The following is a 17,559-nucleotide window of genomic DNA, read 5'->3' on the forward strand; positions in this document are numbered from 1 at the left end:
CATGAAAGATCAAAATCTAAAAAAAAGAGCTATGAGCAGATCGCTCACAGCTCTTTCTTTATCTGAATCAGTCGAATATGTTGATGCAGGATTGAAACAGGTCTTTGTTTTCTTGGATTTTTCCTTCATTGCCGAGGACGCAGACCAGACCTTGATCGGTAACTTTTTTCAGCAGTTTGCCGAATGCCTGAATATCCGACAGCTTTGTATCAAGGACATTGTCGCGTGTTTCCTGTACGTCGGCCTGGGTAATGTTTTTGAAATATTGAGCATCGGCCATGCTGCCCTTGCCGCGCGGGGTCAGCGGTGTATCTAGGTCAGACAAGGTTCCGATAATATATTTCGTCATTTCGAAATCGTCGGCGTCGAACGCTTCAGCGAATTTTGCTGCTTCATCGTAGATCGCCAGCGTTTCCTTCAGGTTCGGGTCACGGTATGACCAGAAAATCATGTTGCCCGCGGACTCGAGTGCGAGGCCACATCCGTACGCACCGCCCATGACGCGTACCTGGTTCCACAGATAGTCAAGCGACAGAATTTTTTTCAAAACCTGAAGCTTGCCTGTGTAATCGAAGCCGAGCGATTTGAAGTTGGCACCCTTGGCCGCGTACTGGACCTTGCTGGATGTCATCAATCCTTCATTTTTCGCTTCTGGCGCCGGCAATTGATTCGAGCTGCGGCCAGGAGCTGATTGTGTCTGCAGATCCAGTGTGCTGAACTGCTTCTCAACCGCACTCAGTAGTTCGGAGTTGCCCGTTACGCTTGCAGTCAATGCAGTTTTCGTAAACAGCTGCTTTGCAAGTGACGCGAAAGTATCGGACAACTGGTCGATACGCGCATCCCAATTTTTATCCAGATCTGAAATAAATTGATAGAAATCAAGGCCGCGCAATTTTTCGCTGTAAGCCGCTGCCTGCGAGAAGTAGGACCCCAGTCGACGGACGACAACGGATTGACCATTCTGGTTGAAGGACATCTCCACGCGCGACTTGATCTCTTTGACAATTTCGCGAATACGTGCCGCATTGTCAAATTTGCTGTGATACAGGATTTCATGGATCAGCGCGAACGCCTGAGGCAGCTTTTCCACAAGCACTTTGGTTTTTACGGAGAACTTCGGTGCATAGGCGTCATCATCTGATTTGTCACTGAAGGTCTGATTGTCAAAATCAATGCCGCCGGTTTGAATGTTGATTTCGCTGACCAAATCCGAGTAGGCGTATTTTTCCGTATCGACTTTTCCAAGTACTTCCTGCAAAAGTGTAAGACAGGAAATTTGATCTGCAGGGACCGCCGTCGCATCAAAATAAAGATTAACGTAGGCAATCTTGTTGCTTTCCAGATCATGGTAGAGTGTTTTGACGTCGTCGATTGCAGTCTCCTTGAGCGGTAGGTCTTCCGCTTTCCGCTCAACATCAGACAGCGCAAGGGTCGGGATTTTACGCAAATCTTCAGGAGTATCAGCACTGGATTGACGCTCTTTCAGCTTTTTCGTCTCATCAATAATTTGTTGCACGCCTTCCGCATCCAGCTTTTGCTTTGCATCTGCTAAAGCAGCTTCGACTTTCTTCGCTTCTTTTTCCGCAATTGTTTTAGACGGCGCAATCGTAACAAAAGTTTGGTGATTGCTGTTAATCAGATATTTTTCAATCAACGCTTCGAAATAGTTGCTCGTCAACGCTTGCTTGATTTTTGCCAAGGTGCTTTCAAATTTCAAATGTATGAACGGATCTTCGTCATACAACCAGCTGTCCATCGACATAATGCTGTAGATCAGGCCCTTCGGCATGGAACCGTAATCCGCTTCACGCAGCTGGAATTCTTTAACGTTGATCGCCGCTTCAATCTGTTTTTTATCCAAACCGTCTTTGACGAACGTTCTCAGCGTATCGAAAACAACCTTCTTAAAGGCTTCCTTCTGACTCTCGTTTGCATTCTTTACATTTACTGAGAAAAACGGCTGCAGAATGCTGTTATCGTAGGAGCCGAACACATCCTGACCGATGCCTGCGTCGAGAATTGCCTTTTTCAGCGGTGCGGCAGGACTGTCAAGCAGCAGATAATCGAGAATATCGAACGCCAGATACGTTTCCGGATCGGTAGAGGTCGACACGGCGAAATTCATGCTCAAATATGTTTTATCATTCAAGTCTGCATCAGGGAGCACCGGATATTCCTTGATGATTTCATTAATTTTGCCAATCGGCTTCTGTACTGCGATTGAGGAATCGACCTCAATGCGATCATAACCGGCAAGATAAGCCTGATCGAGATAGGCAAGCTTCTCTTCAATATCCATATTTCCGTACAAATAAATGTAGCTGTTGGCCGGACTGTAATATTTTTTATGGCATTGCAGGAAGTAATCGTAGGTCAGATCGGGAATGTAGAGCGGATCGCCGCCGGATTCATAGCCGTAGCTCGTGTCCGGGAACAGCGAGTTTTGGTTCGCGCGCATCAGCAGTCCTTCAGGGGAAGAGAAGGCACCTTTCATTTCGTTGTAGACGACACCTTTGTAATGGATCGGATCGTCTGCTTTTTCCAGTTCGTAGTGCCAGCCTTCCTGCTGCAGAATTTCCTTGTATTTATAAATATTCGGATGGAAGACCGCATCGAGATAGACATCCATCAGGTTCTGAAAATCTTTGTCATTTTTACTGGCTACCGGATACATCGTTTTGTCGCTGAAGGTGAACGCATTTAAAAACGTATTCAGCGAACCCTTGAGCAGTTCGACAAACGGTTCTTTGACCGGATATTTATCGGAACCGCAAAGAACCGAGTGCTCAAGAATATGAAAAACGCCGGTGTTATTTTCCGGAGGCGTGCGGAAACTGATCGAGAAGACTTTGTTGTCATCGTCGTTTTTCAGAAACAATAACCTCGCGCCGCTTTTCTCATGCTCGAACACATAGGCTTCTGAGTGAATGTCTTGGATTGTGTCGGTATGCAGCAGTCGAAAACCATGGACTACCTTATTTTGAGTGAGTGTTTCCATTAAGTAACCTCCTATTAAAACATGTTTCGCTTCCAAGCGAGCGCACGCCACGTTGAAAATGGCAACACTTTTATTATACAGTATTATTTAGAAAATAATGCCTTTGACAATCCGCATTTTCCGTGATCTCGCGTCTTTGTTTAAAATGTACAGGAAAGGTCATTTTCATACTGAAGGCAAAAAAATGAGTGAGGTGACGAATATGGGCTACGAACCAAAAACGAAAGAGACCGACAACAGTGTGATTGAATTTATTGAAACGGTGGAAAATCCGAAAAAACGCGAGGACACTTATCGGTTGCTCAATCTCTTTACAGAAACAACTGGTTATGAGGCAAAAATGTGGGGACCGAGCATTATCGGATTCGGCTCGTATCATTATAAGTACGCCTCCGGGCATGAAGGCGATGCCCCGCTTACCGGATTTTCTCCGAGAAAAGCGAAGATCAGCCTGTACCTGATGATGGAAGATGAGGATTATGAAAAATTTGCACCGGATTTTGGCAAACATACACGAGGAAAAGCCTGCATCTACGTCAATAAGCTTGCGGATATAAATGCCGAGGTGCTGAAAAATATGATTCATACGGCTGTGGTCTTTTCAAAAAAGCAAGACTGCTGAATGAAACCGGGGGAAAGTAGTCATTCTGATCATGGTTACTTTTTTGTGCCTATATAACAATAAGGTGCGTACTATTTAAAAAGAACTTTATCTTTTATACTTAATAAGAAGACTTATAAAGGAGGGTGACCATTGACACAGAAAACAGTGGTTTTAAATAATGACGTATCAATGCCAATCATGGGGCTGGGCGTATTCAGAGTGAACGATCAGCAGGTTGCTGCCGAGTCCGTGCAGACGGCGATTCATTCGGGCTATCGCCTGATTGACACAGCTGCAATTTATCAGAACGAGGCCGGTGTTGGAAAAGGAATCAAAGCGGCGCTCAAAGAAACGGGTCTTACGCGCGAGGATCTGTTTATCACCTCGAAAGTGTGGAATGCAGATCAAGGATACGATTCGACCTTGAAGGCATATCAAGAAAGTCTCGATAAACTTGGTCTGGATTATCTTGATCTTTACTTGATCCACTGGCCGGTTGCCGGTAAATATAAAGATACATGGCGTGCGATGGAACATTTATATAAGGAAGGAAAAGTGCGCGCCATCGGTGTCAGCAACTTTCAAATCCATCATCTTGAAGACCTGCTCAAGGACGCCGACATTGTTCCGGTCGTCAATCAAGTGGAGCGTCATCCACGACTCTCACAGCTGCCGTTAAAAGATTATTGCGAGAAACATGGCATTCGTCTGGAAGCTTGGGCGCCCTTAATGGTCGGCGAGCTGCTCCAGGATGAAACGATTCAAGCGATTGCCGGGAAATACGGTAAATCAGCGGCTCAAGTTATTCTGCGTTGGCATATTCAAGGCGGCGTGATCGCTATTCCGAAGTCAGTCAACGCGAGCCGCATCAAGGAAAACGGACAGCTCTTTGATTTCGAGCTTACAGCTGAAGACATGGCAGCGATCAACGCACTGAACACAGATCACCGCACAGGCGCTGACCCGGACAATTTTGATTTTTAATTGAATACACGTTGCGGCCGATTCCATTTGCGGAGTCGGCTTTTTTTAATGGGCAAAACAAATCGGTGGAAGCGGTCGATCAACTTCGCAAACTGCTCGATAAATCGATGAAACTGCTCGATAAAATCGTCAAAGCGGTCGATAAATCAGTGCCGGTCGCATCTGACGCACGTGATCAAGCGGAAGCGGTGATTCCGATGGGGCAGAATCGTGGTTGACAAATTGGCGAATTTCTCTTACACATTTTCTAGAATCTACATTTTTTTTGCTATACTTTAATTACAAAAATGAACAGACATCATGAGCGAAGCAATTGTACGGAAGGAGGGAAACGGATGAGTGAAAAGGTACTTGAGTTAATCCTCGATAAGCTGACAAGTATGGACGGCCGCATGGGAAATATGGAAACACGTATGATCCATATGGAAGAAAAGCAAGACCTGATGCAGACGCAGCTTAATGAAACGAACCGGATTCTTAAAGCTGTTCACAGTCGTCAGGAAGCAACCGATGCGAAACTGACAGCGCTGAGCAGCGACGTCGATAAGCTGCATGGCTATGTGAAAAAAATTGATGAAAAAGTCGATCGCAATCAGCAATCCATGGACAAAAATGCTTGAAAATCAAGCAGCGATCTTTGAAATGCTCGGCGAACATGATGTCTCGATCCGCGCATTAAAAAAGAAAGCAAGGTCATCGTAACTCGCAAGCAACACCACAGATAAAATCCGCGTGAAAAATCCTTCAAAAGAAACGCGTACACCGACTCAGGCTCCAAAATCGAATAGATCTAAAAATGCCGGCAGCACGCGAAGCTTCCGGCTATTTTAATACCCGTCCCCAAGTTTCAATTATAGAAACAATAGAATCGATATTTGATTTCCGGCCTTTTTCTGTTTAAGATGAGCACATCCAAGAAAGAGGTGAACCGAATGAGTCAATATGAGGTGGCCACCTTAAAAAAGGGACTCCTGATTTTGGATGCTTTGCGTCAGACAGAAGAGCTGACACTTAGCGATATGATTGATCAATTGGACTTAAATAAATCCACTGCTTTTCGTTTGGTCTATACGCTTGAAGCGATGGGCTACGTGAAAAAAGAAGGAAAAGCCTATCGGGCAAGTCATAAACTCAGCATCTATTCCGCACCTGAATCAGTAAAAGTGAATTGGCTGACGGCGGCACCGCTTTATCAGCTGAGCGCGGAGCTTGGCGAAACCGTCTATGTGGGAACGCTGATCGGAACCGATATCGTCACCACTCAAGTGGTTGATGGAAATCATGCGATTCGCAGTCATTCGGAAATCGGTGACCGGGCGCCTGCACATTTAAGTGCACTGGGAAAAGCCATCCTTGCCTTTCTCAATGATCATGAGCGCGAGTCCTTGTTTCGACAGCTGACACTCGTGCGTAAAACAGAGAAAACGTTCGCCGATTTTCACTTGCTTCGTGCCCATTTAACCGTCATACACGATCAGGGATACTCCGTCGATGATGAAGAGACGGAAGTCGGTCTCCGCTGTGTTGCAGCACCGATTTTTTATCATGATCGAGTGATTGCTGCAGTGGCCTTATCCGGACCGGCATCCCGGCTCATAAAAAAGAAAGACAGACTCCTGAGTAAAAAATTGATGGCTTGCAGCAAGCAAATTTCTAAATTGCTTGACTGATGGTACTTTTTTAATGGAGGTTTAACAATGAAAGAAATGTCCACAAAGGCGCTCGTTGGCATCTATTCTCTGGCAATCAGTGCGTTTGCGATTGGCACGACCGAATTTGTCATTGTCGGCCTGCTGCCAACGATTGCCGCAGATCTTCAAATTTCTGTGACGAAGGCCGGGACACTGATTTCGGGGTATGCGGCAGCGATCGCGATTGGCACACCAATCATTGCAGCACTGACCGGACGTATCCCAAAGAAAGGCTTTTTAATTCTTCTCATGACCGTTTTCACACTGGGAAATGTTGTGGCGGCCGTTTCCGGAAACTATGAATGGCTGATGCTGGCGCGTGTTCTTACAGCGGTCACGCACGGTGTTTTCTTAGCGATTGCTGCGGTCGTTGCTGCTTCACTTGTACCGACTGAGAGAAGGGGAACGGCGATTGCTATTGTGTTTACCGGATTGACAATTGCGACCATCGTCGGTGTTCCTCTAGGCACATTCATCGGACAGCATTTTGGCTGGCGCGCGACCTTTGTTCTTATTGCTGTGCTGGGCTTAATAGGCCTGATCATCAACGTGTTCACGATTGACCGCATCAAACAGAATGCACAGGTACCCACGCTGAAGGACATGATGCAGTGCATTGGCAACCCGCGCATTCTCATGGCCTTTGTCATGACCTGTCTCGGCTTTGGCGGAACATTTACCTTATTTACCTTTTTATCGCTGATTCTCGAAAAAGTGAGCGGATTTTCTGCCTCGTCCATTTCATGGCTTCTTCTCCTCTACGGTGTGGCCGTCGCAATCGGCAATATTTTGGGTGGAAAAATTGCCAACACACATCCTGTAAAAGGACTTCGTCTGGTTTTCCTGCTCCAGTCCGTCGTGCTTTTGCTGCAGATGTGGCTGTTGCCGAATAAAACGTTGAGTCTTATCTCGATCTGCCTGCTCGGTCTGTTCGCGTTTATGATGTCGCCGGGTGTTCAGGCGTACATGGTCGGTCTTGCCGAGAAGCTATTCCCTGCGGCGAGTGATATTGCATCTGCATTAAATATTTCCGCCTTCAATGTAGGTATTGCTGTCGGGTCAACCCTGGGCGGATGGACGGTTGATTTCTTTACCTATCTGGATACGGCTTGGGTCGGGGCATTGATGTCCGGTACGGCTTGTGTACTCGCGATCATCAATTATCGGTTGGATAAAAAACAAAAACTATTTTAATGGGGGGCACTCACGATGACCTTGCAAGAATTAGAACAGCTCGAAAATGAACTGCAATTTGATCAGTTCACTAATGAAGATGCACTTCAGCTTGGACTATTGCTGATTGACTATGCAAAGGGAAACGGCAAGTCAATCGCCATTCATATCGAACGTAATCGCGTACCGCTGTTCACCTATCTAATGGAAGGAACCTCTGAGGAAAACGTCTACTGGTTTGGGAGAAAGAAACGAGTGGTAGACCATTATAATCATAGCTCCTTTTATATTGGCAAGCGCTTTGAGGCAGGCGGCATGACCCATGATAAAAATTCACTGCTCCCGCCTTCCGAATATCAAGCGGTCGGCGGCTCTTTCCCGATTCGCGTTCGGAACGTAGGGGTCATCGGTTCGGTCACCGTTGCCGGAATGACGCCGCAGCTGGATCATGACTACGCCGTTGCCGGAGTGCAGAAATTTTTAAAGAAATAATGGATGCAGAAAAAAGATCGGGACAGCTTCCCGATCTTTTTTAATTGGAGCAATGCAGTCTTCGCCGCACCAGATCTTCCAGACAATCAATAAAAAAAGGATGATCATTGGCGGCAGGAATGTAGCTGAACTGCTGCCCGCCTGCTTCATAAAAGGCTCTGGCATTTTCTTGCGCAAGTTCCTGCAGCGTTTCTAAGCAATCGGCACTGAAGCCGGGTGCAATCACGGCGATCTGCTTTGCGCCTTGTGCGGCCAGCGCGCGGACCGTATCAATCGTCGCCGGTTTCAGCCATTCCTCGTTGCCGAATTTCGACTGGAAGGTTTCTAAAATCGATAGCTCCGGAAACTGCTGCTTGATGAGTTCGGTTGTGATTTGGCAGCGCTGCGGATAGTCATCGCCGTTTTGCGCGTAGCGAATCGGAATCCCGTGATAAGAAAGAAGGAGCCGCTCAGGCATACCGTGCTCGGCAATAGAGCTGCGGATGCGATCAGCCAAGGTCGCGATATAGCTCGGCTGATCCGGATAATCACGAATGAACGTCAGCTCAGGCAAATCGCGCCAGTCGGCAAGAGAGCGCTGCAGTCCGTCCCAGATTGAACCAACCGTCGTCGAGGAGTATTGCGGATAAAGCGGTACGACAACAAGACGGCGCACGCCCCATTGATGCAGCTTTTGCAACTCCGCATCTAAATTAGGCTTTCCGTAGCTCATCGCCAGCACAACCTTCACGCCGGTATCGGTCAATCGTTCCTGAAGTGCCGCCTGCTGCCGGCGTCCATTGAGCAGGAGCGGTGAGCCTGCATCTGTCCATACGGATTGATAGAGCATTGCCGATTTCTTCGGACGCACGCGCAGAATGATGCCGTGCAGAATCGGCAGCCACTTCCAGCGCGGCAAATCAATCACGCGCGGATCGCTGAGAAATTCGGCCAAATAGCGGCGTACCGATTTTTCATCCGGAGCATCCGGTGTTCCGAGATTGACGAGCAGTACAGCAGTTTTTTCCATGAAGAGAGGCTCCCGTTCATTACAGAATAAATCAAGTGTACCAAAAAATGCCGTCACGGACGCAGAAAATGCAAAAATTTGTCTGGTTGATCATGCTCGGATCCGCTACACTGGAGAAAAAAACGGATGGAGGGGAACCCATGAAAATCTATATCATCGGCTCGGTCGGCAGCGGCAAAACAACCTTTGCCCGTAAAATCGCAGATAAAACGGGAGTCGCTGCTTATGAGCTCGATAATGTGGTTTGGGAACGCCACTCTGAGGGTGACAGGCGTCGAACACCGTCGGAACGCGATGCCGTTTTGCAAGACATACTGAAGACAGATGCGTGGATCATTGAAGGTGCTCAGTACGCGGATTGGGTACTGCCCGCCATACAGCGTGCGGATCGGATTCTTTTTCTAGACCCGCCAAACCGCATCCGAAAATATCGAATTCTCAAACGGTTTGTCCGACAAGAATTGCGTTTGGAAAAAGTCAACTACCGGCCGACCCTTCACATTCTCCGACGAATGTTTGAGTGGAATGCACAATTTCAGACACAGGGGAAGCAGCGAGTTTTACATGATTTCGCACTTTTTCAAGAAAAGACGGTTATTCTAAGAACCAAGAAAGACATTCAAAACATTTTGAATCTGATATAATGAGAGCATCAAAAAATAGGGGGACTTATCTATGCAAAAAGTACAACTCTTCTTCTCAAATCAGGAAGCAGGGGGCTGCATGGACTAACGTTTGTACGATCTCCTGCTTTCCTAATTAACCCAAAAATTAATTAGAGAGTGGGAACGATTTTGAAAACAATTGCTTCATATAATATCCGCTTATTATTTTGGTCCGACTTTTTCGGCACCATGAATTTCCTACAGCCGGTCATGACACTTTTTTATATGCAGCGCGGCTTGAGCGCGCAGGACATTTTCATCGTACTGTTCTGCTGGAGTGCCGCCGTGCTGATTGGGGAGGTTCCCACCGGCGTGTACGCAGATCGTTTCGGTGCCAAATGCTCCTTTATTACCGGTGCCGTGCTCAGAATAGCGAGTATTGCTTTACTGCTTTTCGCATCGGAGCCATGGATGTTTTTTGCATACAGCTTTATCAATGGTTTTTCCGTCACCTTTTATTCGGGAGCCGATGAGGCATTCATCTATGAGTCTCTGAAAGAAAGTGGCGAGGAACATCGGATGGATCAGGCGATGGGGAAAATTCAATCCGGCAGCTTCATTGCCATGATTGTCGCGGTTCTGTTCGGAGCCTACGCGGCAAAAGACTTGAGCACGTCGCAATTTGATCTGCTGATTCTGCTCACCATTGCGTTTCAATTGGTTGAACTTGCGCTGACACTCTTATTGAAGAAGCCGAAACGCGCCGCAGAACCGTTCGAGAATCCGCTTCGCCAGGTCAAGGAAGGCTTTCTTGTGATCAGGCACAAGCCGCTCCTGCTGTTGATGTTCCTAAATGTCACGCTCGTGTTCATTCCAGTGGGTGCGGTGTTCAAGAATTTTGACCAGCCGTTCTTGACTCATGCGGGCATACCGGTTGAAGTCGTCGGTTTGTTCTATGCAGGTGCCGCCGTGCTCGGATTTTTCGCCTCGCGTTCAATCGGCTGGCTGACCGATCATTATTCGCGTATTGCGCTAATGTTCGTAACCGGCGCGTTGTCGGTTATCGGCTTAGTCTTGGCAGCATTTACGGGATCGACGCTGTGGCTTGCGATCGGTGTATTCATTTTACTGCGGATCGTTCAAGTGATCCGATATCCGATCTATTCGCAGATCAGTAACGATTACATTCCATCAACGGTTCGTGCGACGACGATCTCGCTGCTGTCGATCGTCGACTCATGCTGCGACTTGGCTGTATTTCTGGCCTTGTCCTTTGTAGCAGCCGGTAACTCAATGCAGTGGATCTTCCTTGGTGCCGCAGCGATCGTCTTGATCGGCATGCTGCTGCCGATTCGACCATTAAAAGAATAAGTGATGAAGAGGGCGTCTCAAAAGTCTGTTTTTGACTTTGAGATGCTCTTTTTTACAAGTGGCCAAACAAGAGCTTGTGAATCAAAGTGCAGGCACGAGTCTGCACGAGGTGGCTCCCGGATCGTCTGCGGCAAGTGCTCAATTTGATAAATAGATGGAGAATTTCCGCTTATTTAGAATACGAACGATAAAATAGCTTAAATAGATGGAGAAATTACGCTTATCGAATCGAAAAACGTAAAAATGGAAGGCTTTGCTTTGCATAACCGGAAAAATTACTCTTATGTACTCGCGAAAAAAGCTCCATGGTGCACATAACCGGAATATCTCCGCTTATTTTACGTGCGACTGACCGTCTTGACATCTTAAACCAGTTTTTATATATTTAGTTGTACATACAAACGAAAATTAAAAACCTTAAAATAAAAAAGGAGGCGCTGCAAAGTGAGCGACTTTCGCTATAACTGTCTCTATTTTACAACCAATCGATTAAGTCGGGTCATCACTAAAATGGCGGATGAAGAATTCGCGCCGACCGGGTTCAGCCCGATGTACGGTTATTTACTGTTACTCGTTATTGAGGATCCGGGGAGCACGCAGAAAAAACTGGCCGAACAATTGGATATTGCGCCCTCCACATTAACGCGATTTATCGAGAAGCTTGAACGAAGAGAACTTGTGCGCAGGAAGACGCAGGGAAAAACGGTGCTTGTTTATCCGACTGCCTCCGGACGAGCACTGGAACAAGAGATTCGCAATGCGTCAAACCGACTTCATCAAAGGTATGAGCGCGTGCTGGGCAAAGAAGCATCTGATCTTTTGTCACAAGAACTGGTGCGCTCAAGTGATCAGCTTAAAGAAAAATAAATGAACCGAGTTTTGTATACGACGAAAAAAAAAGACTCGAGGTGACGTATGAAGTTAGCAAAAATACACTATGGCTGGGTTGTTGTTCTGGTCACGTTCCTGACGCTTCTTGTTTCCGCCGGTGTGCGATCGATGCCGGGCGTGCTGATTGTTCCATTTCAGAACGAATTCGGCTGGAGCCGCGGCAGCATTTCCAGTGTGATTTCGATTGGCATCCTATTATATGGCTTGGTTGGTCCGTTCTCGGCGATTTTACTGCTGCGTTTCGGGATACGAAAGATGGTCGTGATTTCGCTAACAGTACTTGGAGCGAGCTTGGCGTTGACACCAATAATGAATGCTTTATGGCAATTCGAACTATTATGGGGACTTGTTTCCGGATTAGCCACGGGTATGATGGCAAATGTGCTTGGAGTAACCGTGAGCGGCAATTGGTTTCAGAAGCGGCGCGGTTTGGTTGTAGGAATATTGACAGCCAGTGCAGCGACCGGTCAGTTGCTTTTCCTTCCATTGCTCGCCAAAATAACGGTTGATGCCGGTTGGCGCTATGCGATGATCACAATTGTCGCAGTGATCGCGGTATTAATGGTTATCGTTGCCGTTTGGATGCGTGACCATCCGTATGATTTGGGTCTTGCGCCATATGGATCAACAAAAGTGGTCAAACCGGAGCAGATCAAAGAGAACGCATTGCTCGCGCCGCTGGTTGCACTGCGATCGTCCTTAACGAATCGCACGTTTTGGTTGCTTGCCGGCACCTTTTTCTTCTGCGGACTCTCGACCAACGGCTTAATTGGGACACATTTCATCCCGGCGGGCCACGATCATGGTATCCCGGAGGTCACAACGGCGGGCATGTTGGCGACGATGGGTGTATTCGATCTGCTTGGCACCACGTTGTCCGGCTGGCTGTCTGATCGCATGGACAGCCGAAAGCTTCTGTTTTGGTATTATAGTCTGCGCGGGCTTTCGCTTCTTTTTCTTCCCTATGCGCTCGATGCTTCGAATCCAATGTTAATGATTTTTACCGTTTTCTATGGCTTGGACTGGATTGCAACCGTGCCGCCGACGGTGAAGCTCGCCGCAAAAGAATTCGGCAACGCAAAAGCGGGCATGATCTTTGGATGGGTGGCAGTCGCCCACCAGCTTGGGGCTTCCATTGCCGCATATGGCGCCGGAGTGATGCGCGACATGCTCGGAAGCTATAACGTTCCTTTCATCTCGGCCGGGGCGGCATGTCTGCTCGCTGCGATGATGTCGCTTTGCATTGCGAAAAAGACGCATGTGAACAGCCTAGACGGTCGACCAGTTTGACCCTTTTTAAATGACAAACTACGAATAGGATAAAAAGACACTTAATTAATAAAAGTTAGTTGGTTATTTTTTGTATGTATAGTACAATATAGAGAGGGGTGAGCATTATGCAAAGAGCGGTTTCAGTCTGTCCCAAATTTGAGAAAGCTTTTCAGATTCTAGGAAAAAAATGGAATGGTTTGATTATAGAAGTGCTCCTATCTGGGGAAACTCATTTTAGTTCAATCTCTGCAGCAATTCCTGAATTAAGTGATCGGATGCTGTCCGCACGGCTGAGAGAGTTGGAAGAGATGGGCATTATTCAACGTATGGTCGACACGGGCTATCCGGTCCAGGTTACCTATCGTTTGACTGAGATGGGAATCGAATCGAAACCGATTTTGGAAGAAGTACACAATTGGGCGAACAAATGGTATGGAGAACATGCGACTGAAAAAAAGTAAGTGCAAATGGTTTACTTTTTTTTAATCATAAACTATACTTATGTAAGTAAAGAAAAATTAATTAGTTAAGGAGTGTTTTTACTCATGGCAAACACATTTATTAATGCAATCGAAAATCGCAGATCCATCTATGCCTTAGATAAGAACGTGAAAGCAAGCAAGGAAGAAATCATTAAGACGATTCAGGATGCAGTCAAATACTCACCTTCCGCTTTCAACTCACAGACGGCGCATGCTGTTGTCTTGTTCGGAGCTGAGAGTGAAAAAATTTGGGGTGAAGGCGGTATTGCAGAAAAGGAACTGCGCAAAGTAATTCCTGAAGGTCAGCCATTCGACTCAACCGCACAAAAGCTCGCTTCATTTAACGCAGGTGTCGGAACCATACTGTTCTTCGAAGATCAGGATGTTGTTAAAAGTCTGCAGGAACAATTCGCACTGTATGCCGACAACTTCCCTGTATGGTCGGAACACAGCACAGGGATCACACAATTTGCAGTATGGACTGCACTGTCTGAAATCGGCGTCGGTGCATCACTGCAACACTACAATCCGCTGATCGACGAGGCGGTTCAATCAGAATTTAATCTTCCGAAGAACTGGAAGCTCCGTGCGCAAATGCCATTTGGCAATAGTGCAGCACCGGCTGGTGAAAAGGAATTCGCACCGATCGACGAACGCGTCAAAGTATTCGGCTGATTCACGATACTTAGCAAAGACCGAAGGGGATGACCTCTTCGGTCTTTTTGTCAGCTTTCCTCTCATGAAAATGCTTAAATTGTTCTAAAATTCAACTTTTATCTTGCTATCACTTTCAAAGAGAGAGTATAATTAAAAATAATTTAATTCGCAATTAATTAGAAAGATACAGGGGGAAGCTTTAAATGATAAAGAAATTATCTGTTTTATCACTTTTACTGGCATTCGTTTTAATATTCACGGCCTGTTCATCCGGCAGCGGCAGCGGTTCATCATCTAAGAAAGCAGCAACGAAAAAAGTATTGCGCGTGGTTAACGATGCGACTTATCCGCCATTTGAAAGTTTGGACAAGGGTAAGATGGTCGGTTTTGATGTTGACATTATGAAGGCGCTCAGCAAAGCTTCCGGTTACAAATACAAACTGGTCAATGTCGGTTGGGACCCTGTGTTTGCCGAACTGAAATCAAAGACGGCTGATATGAGTATTTCAGCAATCTCAATCACTGCTGATCGTGCAAAGACCTATGATTTCTCTAAACCTTACTTCCTTTCAACAAACAAAATTCTTGTAGCTAAAAGCAGCACGATTAAATCAGCTGCCGACCTGAAGGGAAAAACGATTGCCGTTCAACAAGGCACAACCGGACAAGCTGCGGTTGAAAAAATTGTCGGCAAGAACAATCCAAAGCTTAAAAAGTTCAAGACGATCAACCTGGCAATCATGGAAATGCTAAACAAGGGTGCTGATGCGGTCGTTGCCGACAACACGGTAATTGAGCAATATGCACGCAACAACCCAAGCAAGAATTTGAAGGTCGTTGAAGACAAAGATGCATTCGAACCTGAATTCTACGGGATCATGTACCCGAAAGACAGCAAGCTGAAACCGGTCTTCGACAAGGCAATCAACAAGCTGTACAGCGACGGTACTTATGTAAAAATCTATAAAAAATGGTTTAAAGTTTCTCCGGACCTTGATACATTGAAAGCTCAGCAATAAGCTTTTAAACCAACGAGTTACAGATAGAGGTTGCTTAACGATCTTGTTAAGCAACTTTTTAAGTTAGGGGAGGATTCATTTGGGCGTTAACCCTTTGGACATCATCAGAGAATATTTGCCCTTTTTTGCAAGCGGAACATTATTTACGGTCGGTTTTTCACTTGCCGGCATCGTATTCGGGACACTGCTCGGTTTACTTGTCTGTTTCGGGAAAATGATCAATAATAAGGCGTTGTCATGGCCGTTTATCTGCTACATTACCTTCTTTCGAGGAACGCCGCTGTATGTACAAATTCTTATTATTCATTTTGGTGTCGTTCCGGCCGTTTTTGGTCAATCAAACGGCATTCTCGCCGGTGCTCTTGCACTCTCATTGAATGAGGCAGCATATATAGCCGAGGTTTTTCGTGCCGGTATTCAATCTATTGACGAAGGTCAGACCGAGGCGGCGCGTTCACTTGGAATGAGCAAGCTCCAGGCCATGCGCTATATCGTATTGCCTCAGGCCGTTCGTCGCGTGCTTCCGCCGATGGGCAATGAATTCATCAGTCTGATTAAGGACAGCTCGCTGATCGCGGCAATAGCGGCACCTGAACTGACCTATTGGGCGCAGGCAATGGGCGCGCAGTATGCAATCGTCTGGACACCGTACTTGACGATTTCCTTCATCTATCTGATCCTGACCTTGACTATGAGCTTCTTAGTAAATCGCCTGGAAAGAAGGATGGCGACAAAATGATGATCAAAGTAGAAGATTTGAAAAAGTCGTTCGGCGACAATGAAGTATTGAAAAAAATTAATCTTGAAGTGGAGAAGCAGCAAGTGGTCGTTGTCATCGGTCCGTCCGGATCAGGCAAATCGACACTGCTCCGCTGCATTAATCTGCTTGAGTCAATCACCTCCGGGCATGTATACATTGAAGGCACGGATATTGCCGACAAAAAAGCGAACATCAACCAAATTCGACAGGATGTCGGCATGGTGTTTCAGCAGTTTAATTTGTTCCCGCATATGACTGTGCTTGACAACATTATGATCGCACCGCTTAAGGTGAAAAAGGTGAGCAGGGAACAGGCGAAGACAAAAGCAATGGAACTGCTCGGCAAGGTCGGGCTCGCAGAAAAAGCGAATGCCTACCCCGATTCATTATCCGGTGGTCAGAAACAGCGTATCGCGATTGCCCGCGCACTTGCGATGGAACCGAAGATGATGTTGTTTGATGAACCGACCTCGGCACTTGACCCGGAAATGGTCGGCGAAGTGCTCGATGTCATGAAGCAGCTCGCCAAGGATGGCATGACGATGGTTGTCGTTACTCATGAAATGGGCTTCGCACGTGAAGTCGGCGACCGCGTCATCTTCATGGACGGCGGCTATATAGTAGAAGAAAATGAACCAAACCAACTGTTCGAACACCCGCAAGAGGAACGAACGCAAGCATTTCTAAGCAAAGTTTTATAAAAAACAGGAGAGCAGCAATCATTTTGCTGCTCTCCTGTTTTTTTGTAATGAGGCCGGTTCATGGTGTCGCACTGATTCTCTCATCAATGAAAAGGCCTTAGTCTTTCGGCGATGATGATTCAATCCATTTAGGCTGGGCGGTAAGGAGGCGCAGCCGATAAGAATTCGTTGCTGTTTCACCAAGCCGGTCGAGCAGATTATAGTTGACCACTGCACCGACTGCGGCACCGATTCCGGGCATCAGCTGCAGCATTTTTGCAAAATCGAGATAGTCCCGATATTCCTGCTGGAACTCTTGCCAGTCCATCTCCATAAATTCCTGCTTGCGCGTCTCCCAATTCTCAATGATTTCGAGCGTCTCATTCCGCACGTCATCACTCGAAAAAGCGAGCTTAAACACTTGCAAAATGAAGATCCGCTCCTCATATTTCTTCGTATCAAAACCATAAACCGATGCCGCATCAAAAAGAAATTTCATTTTGATGGACAACAGGAGCGGAAAATCGGCCAGGCCAAGCAGGATTCCGCCTGCACCGGTACCCGCACCTTCTACAACAGCGGTTTTACGGTAATTGGACAATTTTTCAGTCACGATTCGATCTTTTTCTTCCAGTGACAAACCGGCAGCTTGATTCTTTTTGGTGATCCAATGCGAACCGGTCAGTGTCGATTGAACCATACCTTTTATTGCCGCCGTGATCGCATGTTGCACTTTTTCAGGTATATACCCGTTCATTTTTGCCTGAACTTTTTTAGACATACGATTGAGCAAACTCGAGGGCTTGAGCATCTTGCGCTTCCAAGCCATGATTTCATCATAAGCGCGCAATTCATAATCGTTCATTGGATC

General features: G+C 46.6%; 19 protein-coding genes. 16 read left to right on the plus strand and 3 right to left on the minus strand.

The annotated features are described in order from the left end of the window. Positions 1–67: 67 nt before the first annotated feature. Positions 68–2,998, minus strand: a complete 2,931-nt coding sequence (locus tag AC6F33_RS02455) for an insulinase family protein (RefSeq protein WP_500777645.1) — start codon at positions 2,996–2,998, stop codon at positions 68–70. A gap of 202 nt (positions 2,999–3,200) precedes the next feature. On the opposite strand from AC6F33_RS02455, the gene AC6F33_RS02460 reads away from it, so the two are divergent. The 7 genes from AC6F33_RS02460 (at position 3,201) to AC6F33_RS02490 (ending at position 7,942) form a co-directional block, all read left to right on the plus strand. Then, positions 3,201–3,620 (plus strand): DUF1801 domain-containing protein, encoded by a 420-nt coding sequence (locus tag AC6F33_RS02460; RefSeq protein ID WP_255747422.1) that lies wholly within the window; start codon positions 3,201–3,203, stop codon positions 3,618–3,620. Positions 3,621–3,791: 171 nt separating this feature from the next. Next, complete coding sequence (locus tag AC6F33_RS02465) at positions 3,792–4,586, plus strand: aldo/keto reductase (protein WP_255747420.1); 795 nt, start codon at positions 3,792–3,794, stop codon at positions 4,584–4,586. A gap of 65 nt (positions 4,587–4,651) precedes the next feature. Beyond that, positions 4,652–4,804 carry a hypothetical protein gene (locus AC6F33_RS02470; protein WP_255747386.1) on the plus strand — a complete coding sequence of 51 codons (153 nt, stop codon included), beginning with the start codon at positions 4,652–4,654 and terminating at the stop codon, positions 4,802–4,804. Positions 4,805–4,921: 117 nt separating this feature from the next. Then, positions 4,922–5,206, plus strand: a complete 285-nt coding sequence (locus AC6F33_RS02475) for a hypothetical protein (protein WP_500777646.1) — start codon at positions 4,922–4,924, stop codon at positions 5,204–5,206. Between the two features lie 312 nt (positions 5,207–5,518). Continuing rightward, positions 5,519–6,256 (plus strand): IclR family transcriptional regulator, encoded by a 738-nt coding sequence (locus AC6F33_RS02480; RefSeq protein ID WP_255747382.1) that lies wholly within the window; start codon positions 5,519–5,521, stop codon positions 6,254–6,256. 27 nt (positions 6,257–6,283) lie between these two features. Next, positions 6,284–7,471 carry an MFS transporter gene (locus tag AC6F33_RS02485; protein WP_500777647.1) on the plus strand — a complete coding sequence of 396 codons (1,188 nt, stop codon included), beginning with the start codon at positions 6,284–6,286 and terminating at the stop codon, positions 7,469–7,471. A gap of 15 nt (positions 7,472–7,486) precedes the next feature. Continuing rightward, positions 7,487–7,942 (plus strand): heme-degrading domain-containing protein, encoded by a 456-nt coding sequence (locus tag AC6F33_RS02490; protein ID WP_480947971.1) that lies wholly within the window; start codon positions 7,487–7,489, stop codon positions 7,940–7,942. Between the two features lie 40 nt (positions 7,943–7,982). Here AC6F33_RS02490 and hemH read toward each other — a convergent pair whose 3' ends face one another. Beyond that, positions 7,983–8,951: a ferrochelatase gene (gene hemH, locus AC6F33_RS02495; protein ID WP_500777648.1), complete on the minus strand. Its 969-nt coding sequence runs from the start codon at positions 8,949–8,951 to the stop codon at positions 7,983–7,985. A gap of 140 nt (positions 8,952–9,091) precedes the next feature. On the opposite strand from hemH, the gene AC6F33_RS02500 reads away from it, so the two are divergent. From AC6F33_RS02500 to AC6F33_RS02540, 9 genes are all read left to right on the plus strand, one after another. Then, positions 9,092–9,595, plus strand: a complete 504-nt coding sequence (locus AC6F33_RS02500) for a P-loop NTPase family protein (protein ID WP_500777649.1) — start codon at positions 9,092–9,094, stop codon at positions 9,593–9,595. A gap of 147 nt (positions 9,596–9,742) precedes the next feature. After that, the gene (locus AC6F33_RS02505) at positions 9,743–10,927 is read left to right on the plus strand and encodes an MFS transporter (protein WP_255747419.1); all 1,185 of its coding nucleotides are present in this window, start codon (positions 9,743–9,745) and stop codon (positions 10,925–10,927) included. A gap of 444 nt (positions 10,928–11,371) precedes the next feature. Next, a complete protein-coding gene (locus tag AC6F33_RS02510) occupies positions 11,372–11,794 on the plus strand; it encodes a MarR family winged helix-turn-helix transcriptional regulator (protein ID WP_255747372.1) in 423 nt (140 codons plus the stop codon). 48 nt (positions 11,795–11,842) lie between these two features. Continuing rightward, positions 11,843–13,108 (plus strand): MFS transporter, encoded by a 1,266-nt coding sequence (locus AC6F33_RS02515; RefSeq protein WP_500777650.1) that lies wholly within the window; start codon positions 11,843–11,845, stop codon positions 13,106–13,108. Positions 13,109–13,215: 107 nt separating this feature from the next. Next, complete coding sequence (locus AC6F33_RS02520) at positions 13,216–13,551, plus strand: winged helix-turn-helix transcriptional regulator (RefSeq protein ID WP_255747369.1); 336 nt, start codon at positions 13,216–13,218, stop codon at positions 13,549–13,551. Positions 13,552–13,635: 84 nt separating this feature from the next. Continuing rightward, positions 13,636–14,247: a nitroreductase family protein gene (locus AC6F33_RS02525; protein ID WP_255747367.1), complete on the plus strand. Its 612-nt coding sequence runs from the start codon at positions 13,636–13,638 to the stop codon at positions 14,245–14,247. Positions 14,248–14,432: 185 nt separating this feature from the next. Next, complete coding sequence (locus AC6F33_RS02530; protein WP_500777651.1) at positions 14,433–15,248, plus strand: basic amino acid ABC transporter substrate-binding protein; 816 nt, start codon at positions 14,433–14,435, stop codon at positions 15,246–15,248. 79 nt (positions 15,249–15,327) lie between these two features. Beyond that, positions 15,328–15,987: an amino acid ABC transporter permease gene (locus AC6F33_RS02535; protein WP_255747363.1), complete on the plus strand. Its 660-nt coding sequence runs from the start codon at positions 15,328–15,330 to the stop codon at positions 15,985–15,987. Then, positions 15,987–16,709 carry an amino acid ABC transporter ATP-binding protein gene (locus AC6F33_RS02540; RefSeq protein ID WP_255747418.1) on the plus strand — a complete coding sequence of 241 codons (723 nt, stop codon included), beginning with the start codon at positions 15,987–15,989 and terminating at the stop codon, positions 16,707–16,709. Before AC6F33_RS02535 ends, AC6F33_RS02540 begins: the two co-directional genes overlap by 1 nt. Before the next feature lie 97 nt (positions 16,710–16,806). Here AC6F33_RS02540 and AC6F33_RS02545 read toward each other — a convergent pair whose 3' ends face one another. Beyond that, the gene (locus tag AC6F33_RS02545; protein ID WP_500777652.1) at positions 16,807–17,553 is read right to left on the minus strand and encodes an EcsC family protein; all 747 of its coding nucleotides are present in this window, start codon (positions 17,551–17,553) and stop codon (positions 16,807–16,809) included. Positions 17,554–17,559: the final 6 nt, after the last annotated feature.

This window comes from Sporolactobacillus sp. BBK16-2 (assembly GCF_059878335.1).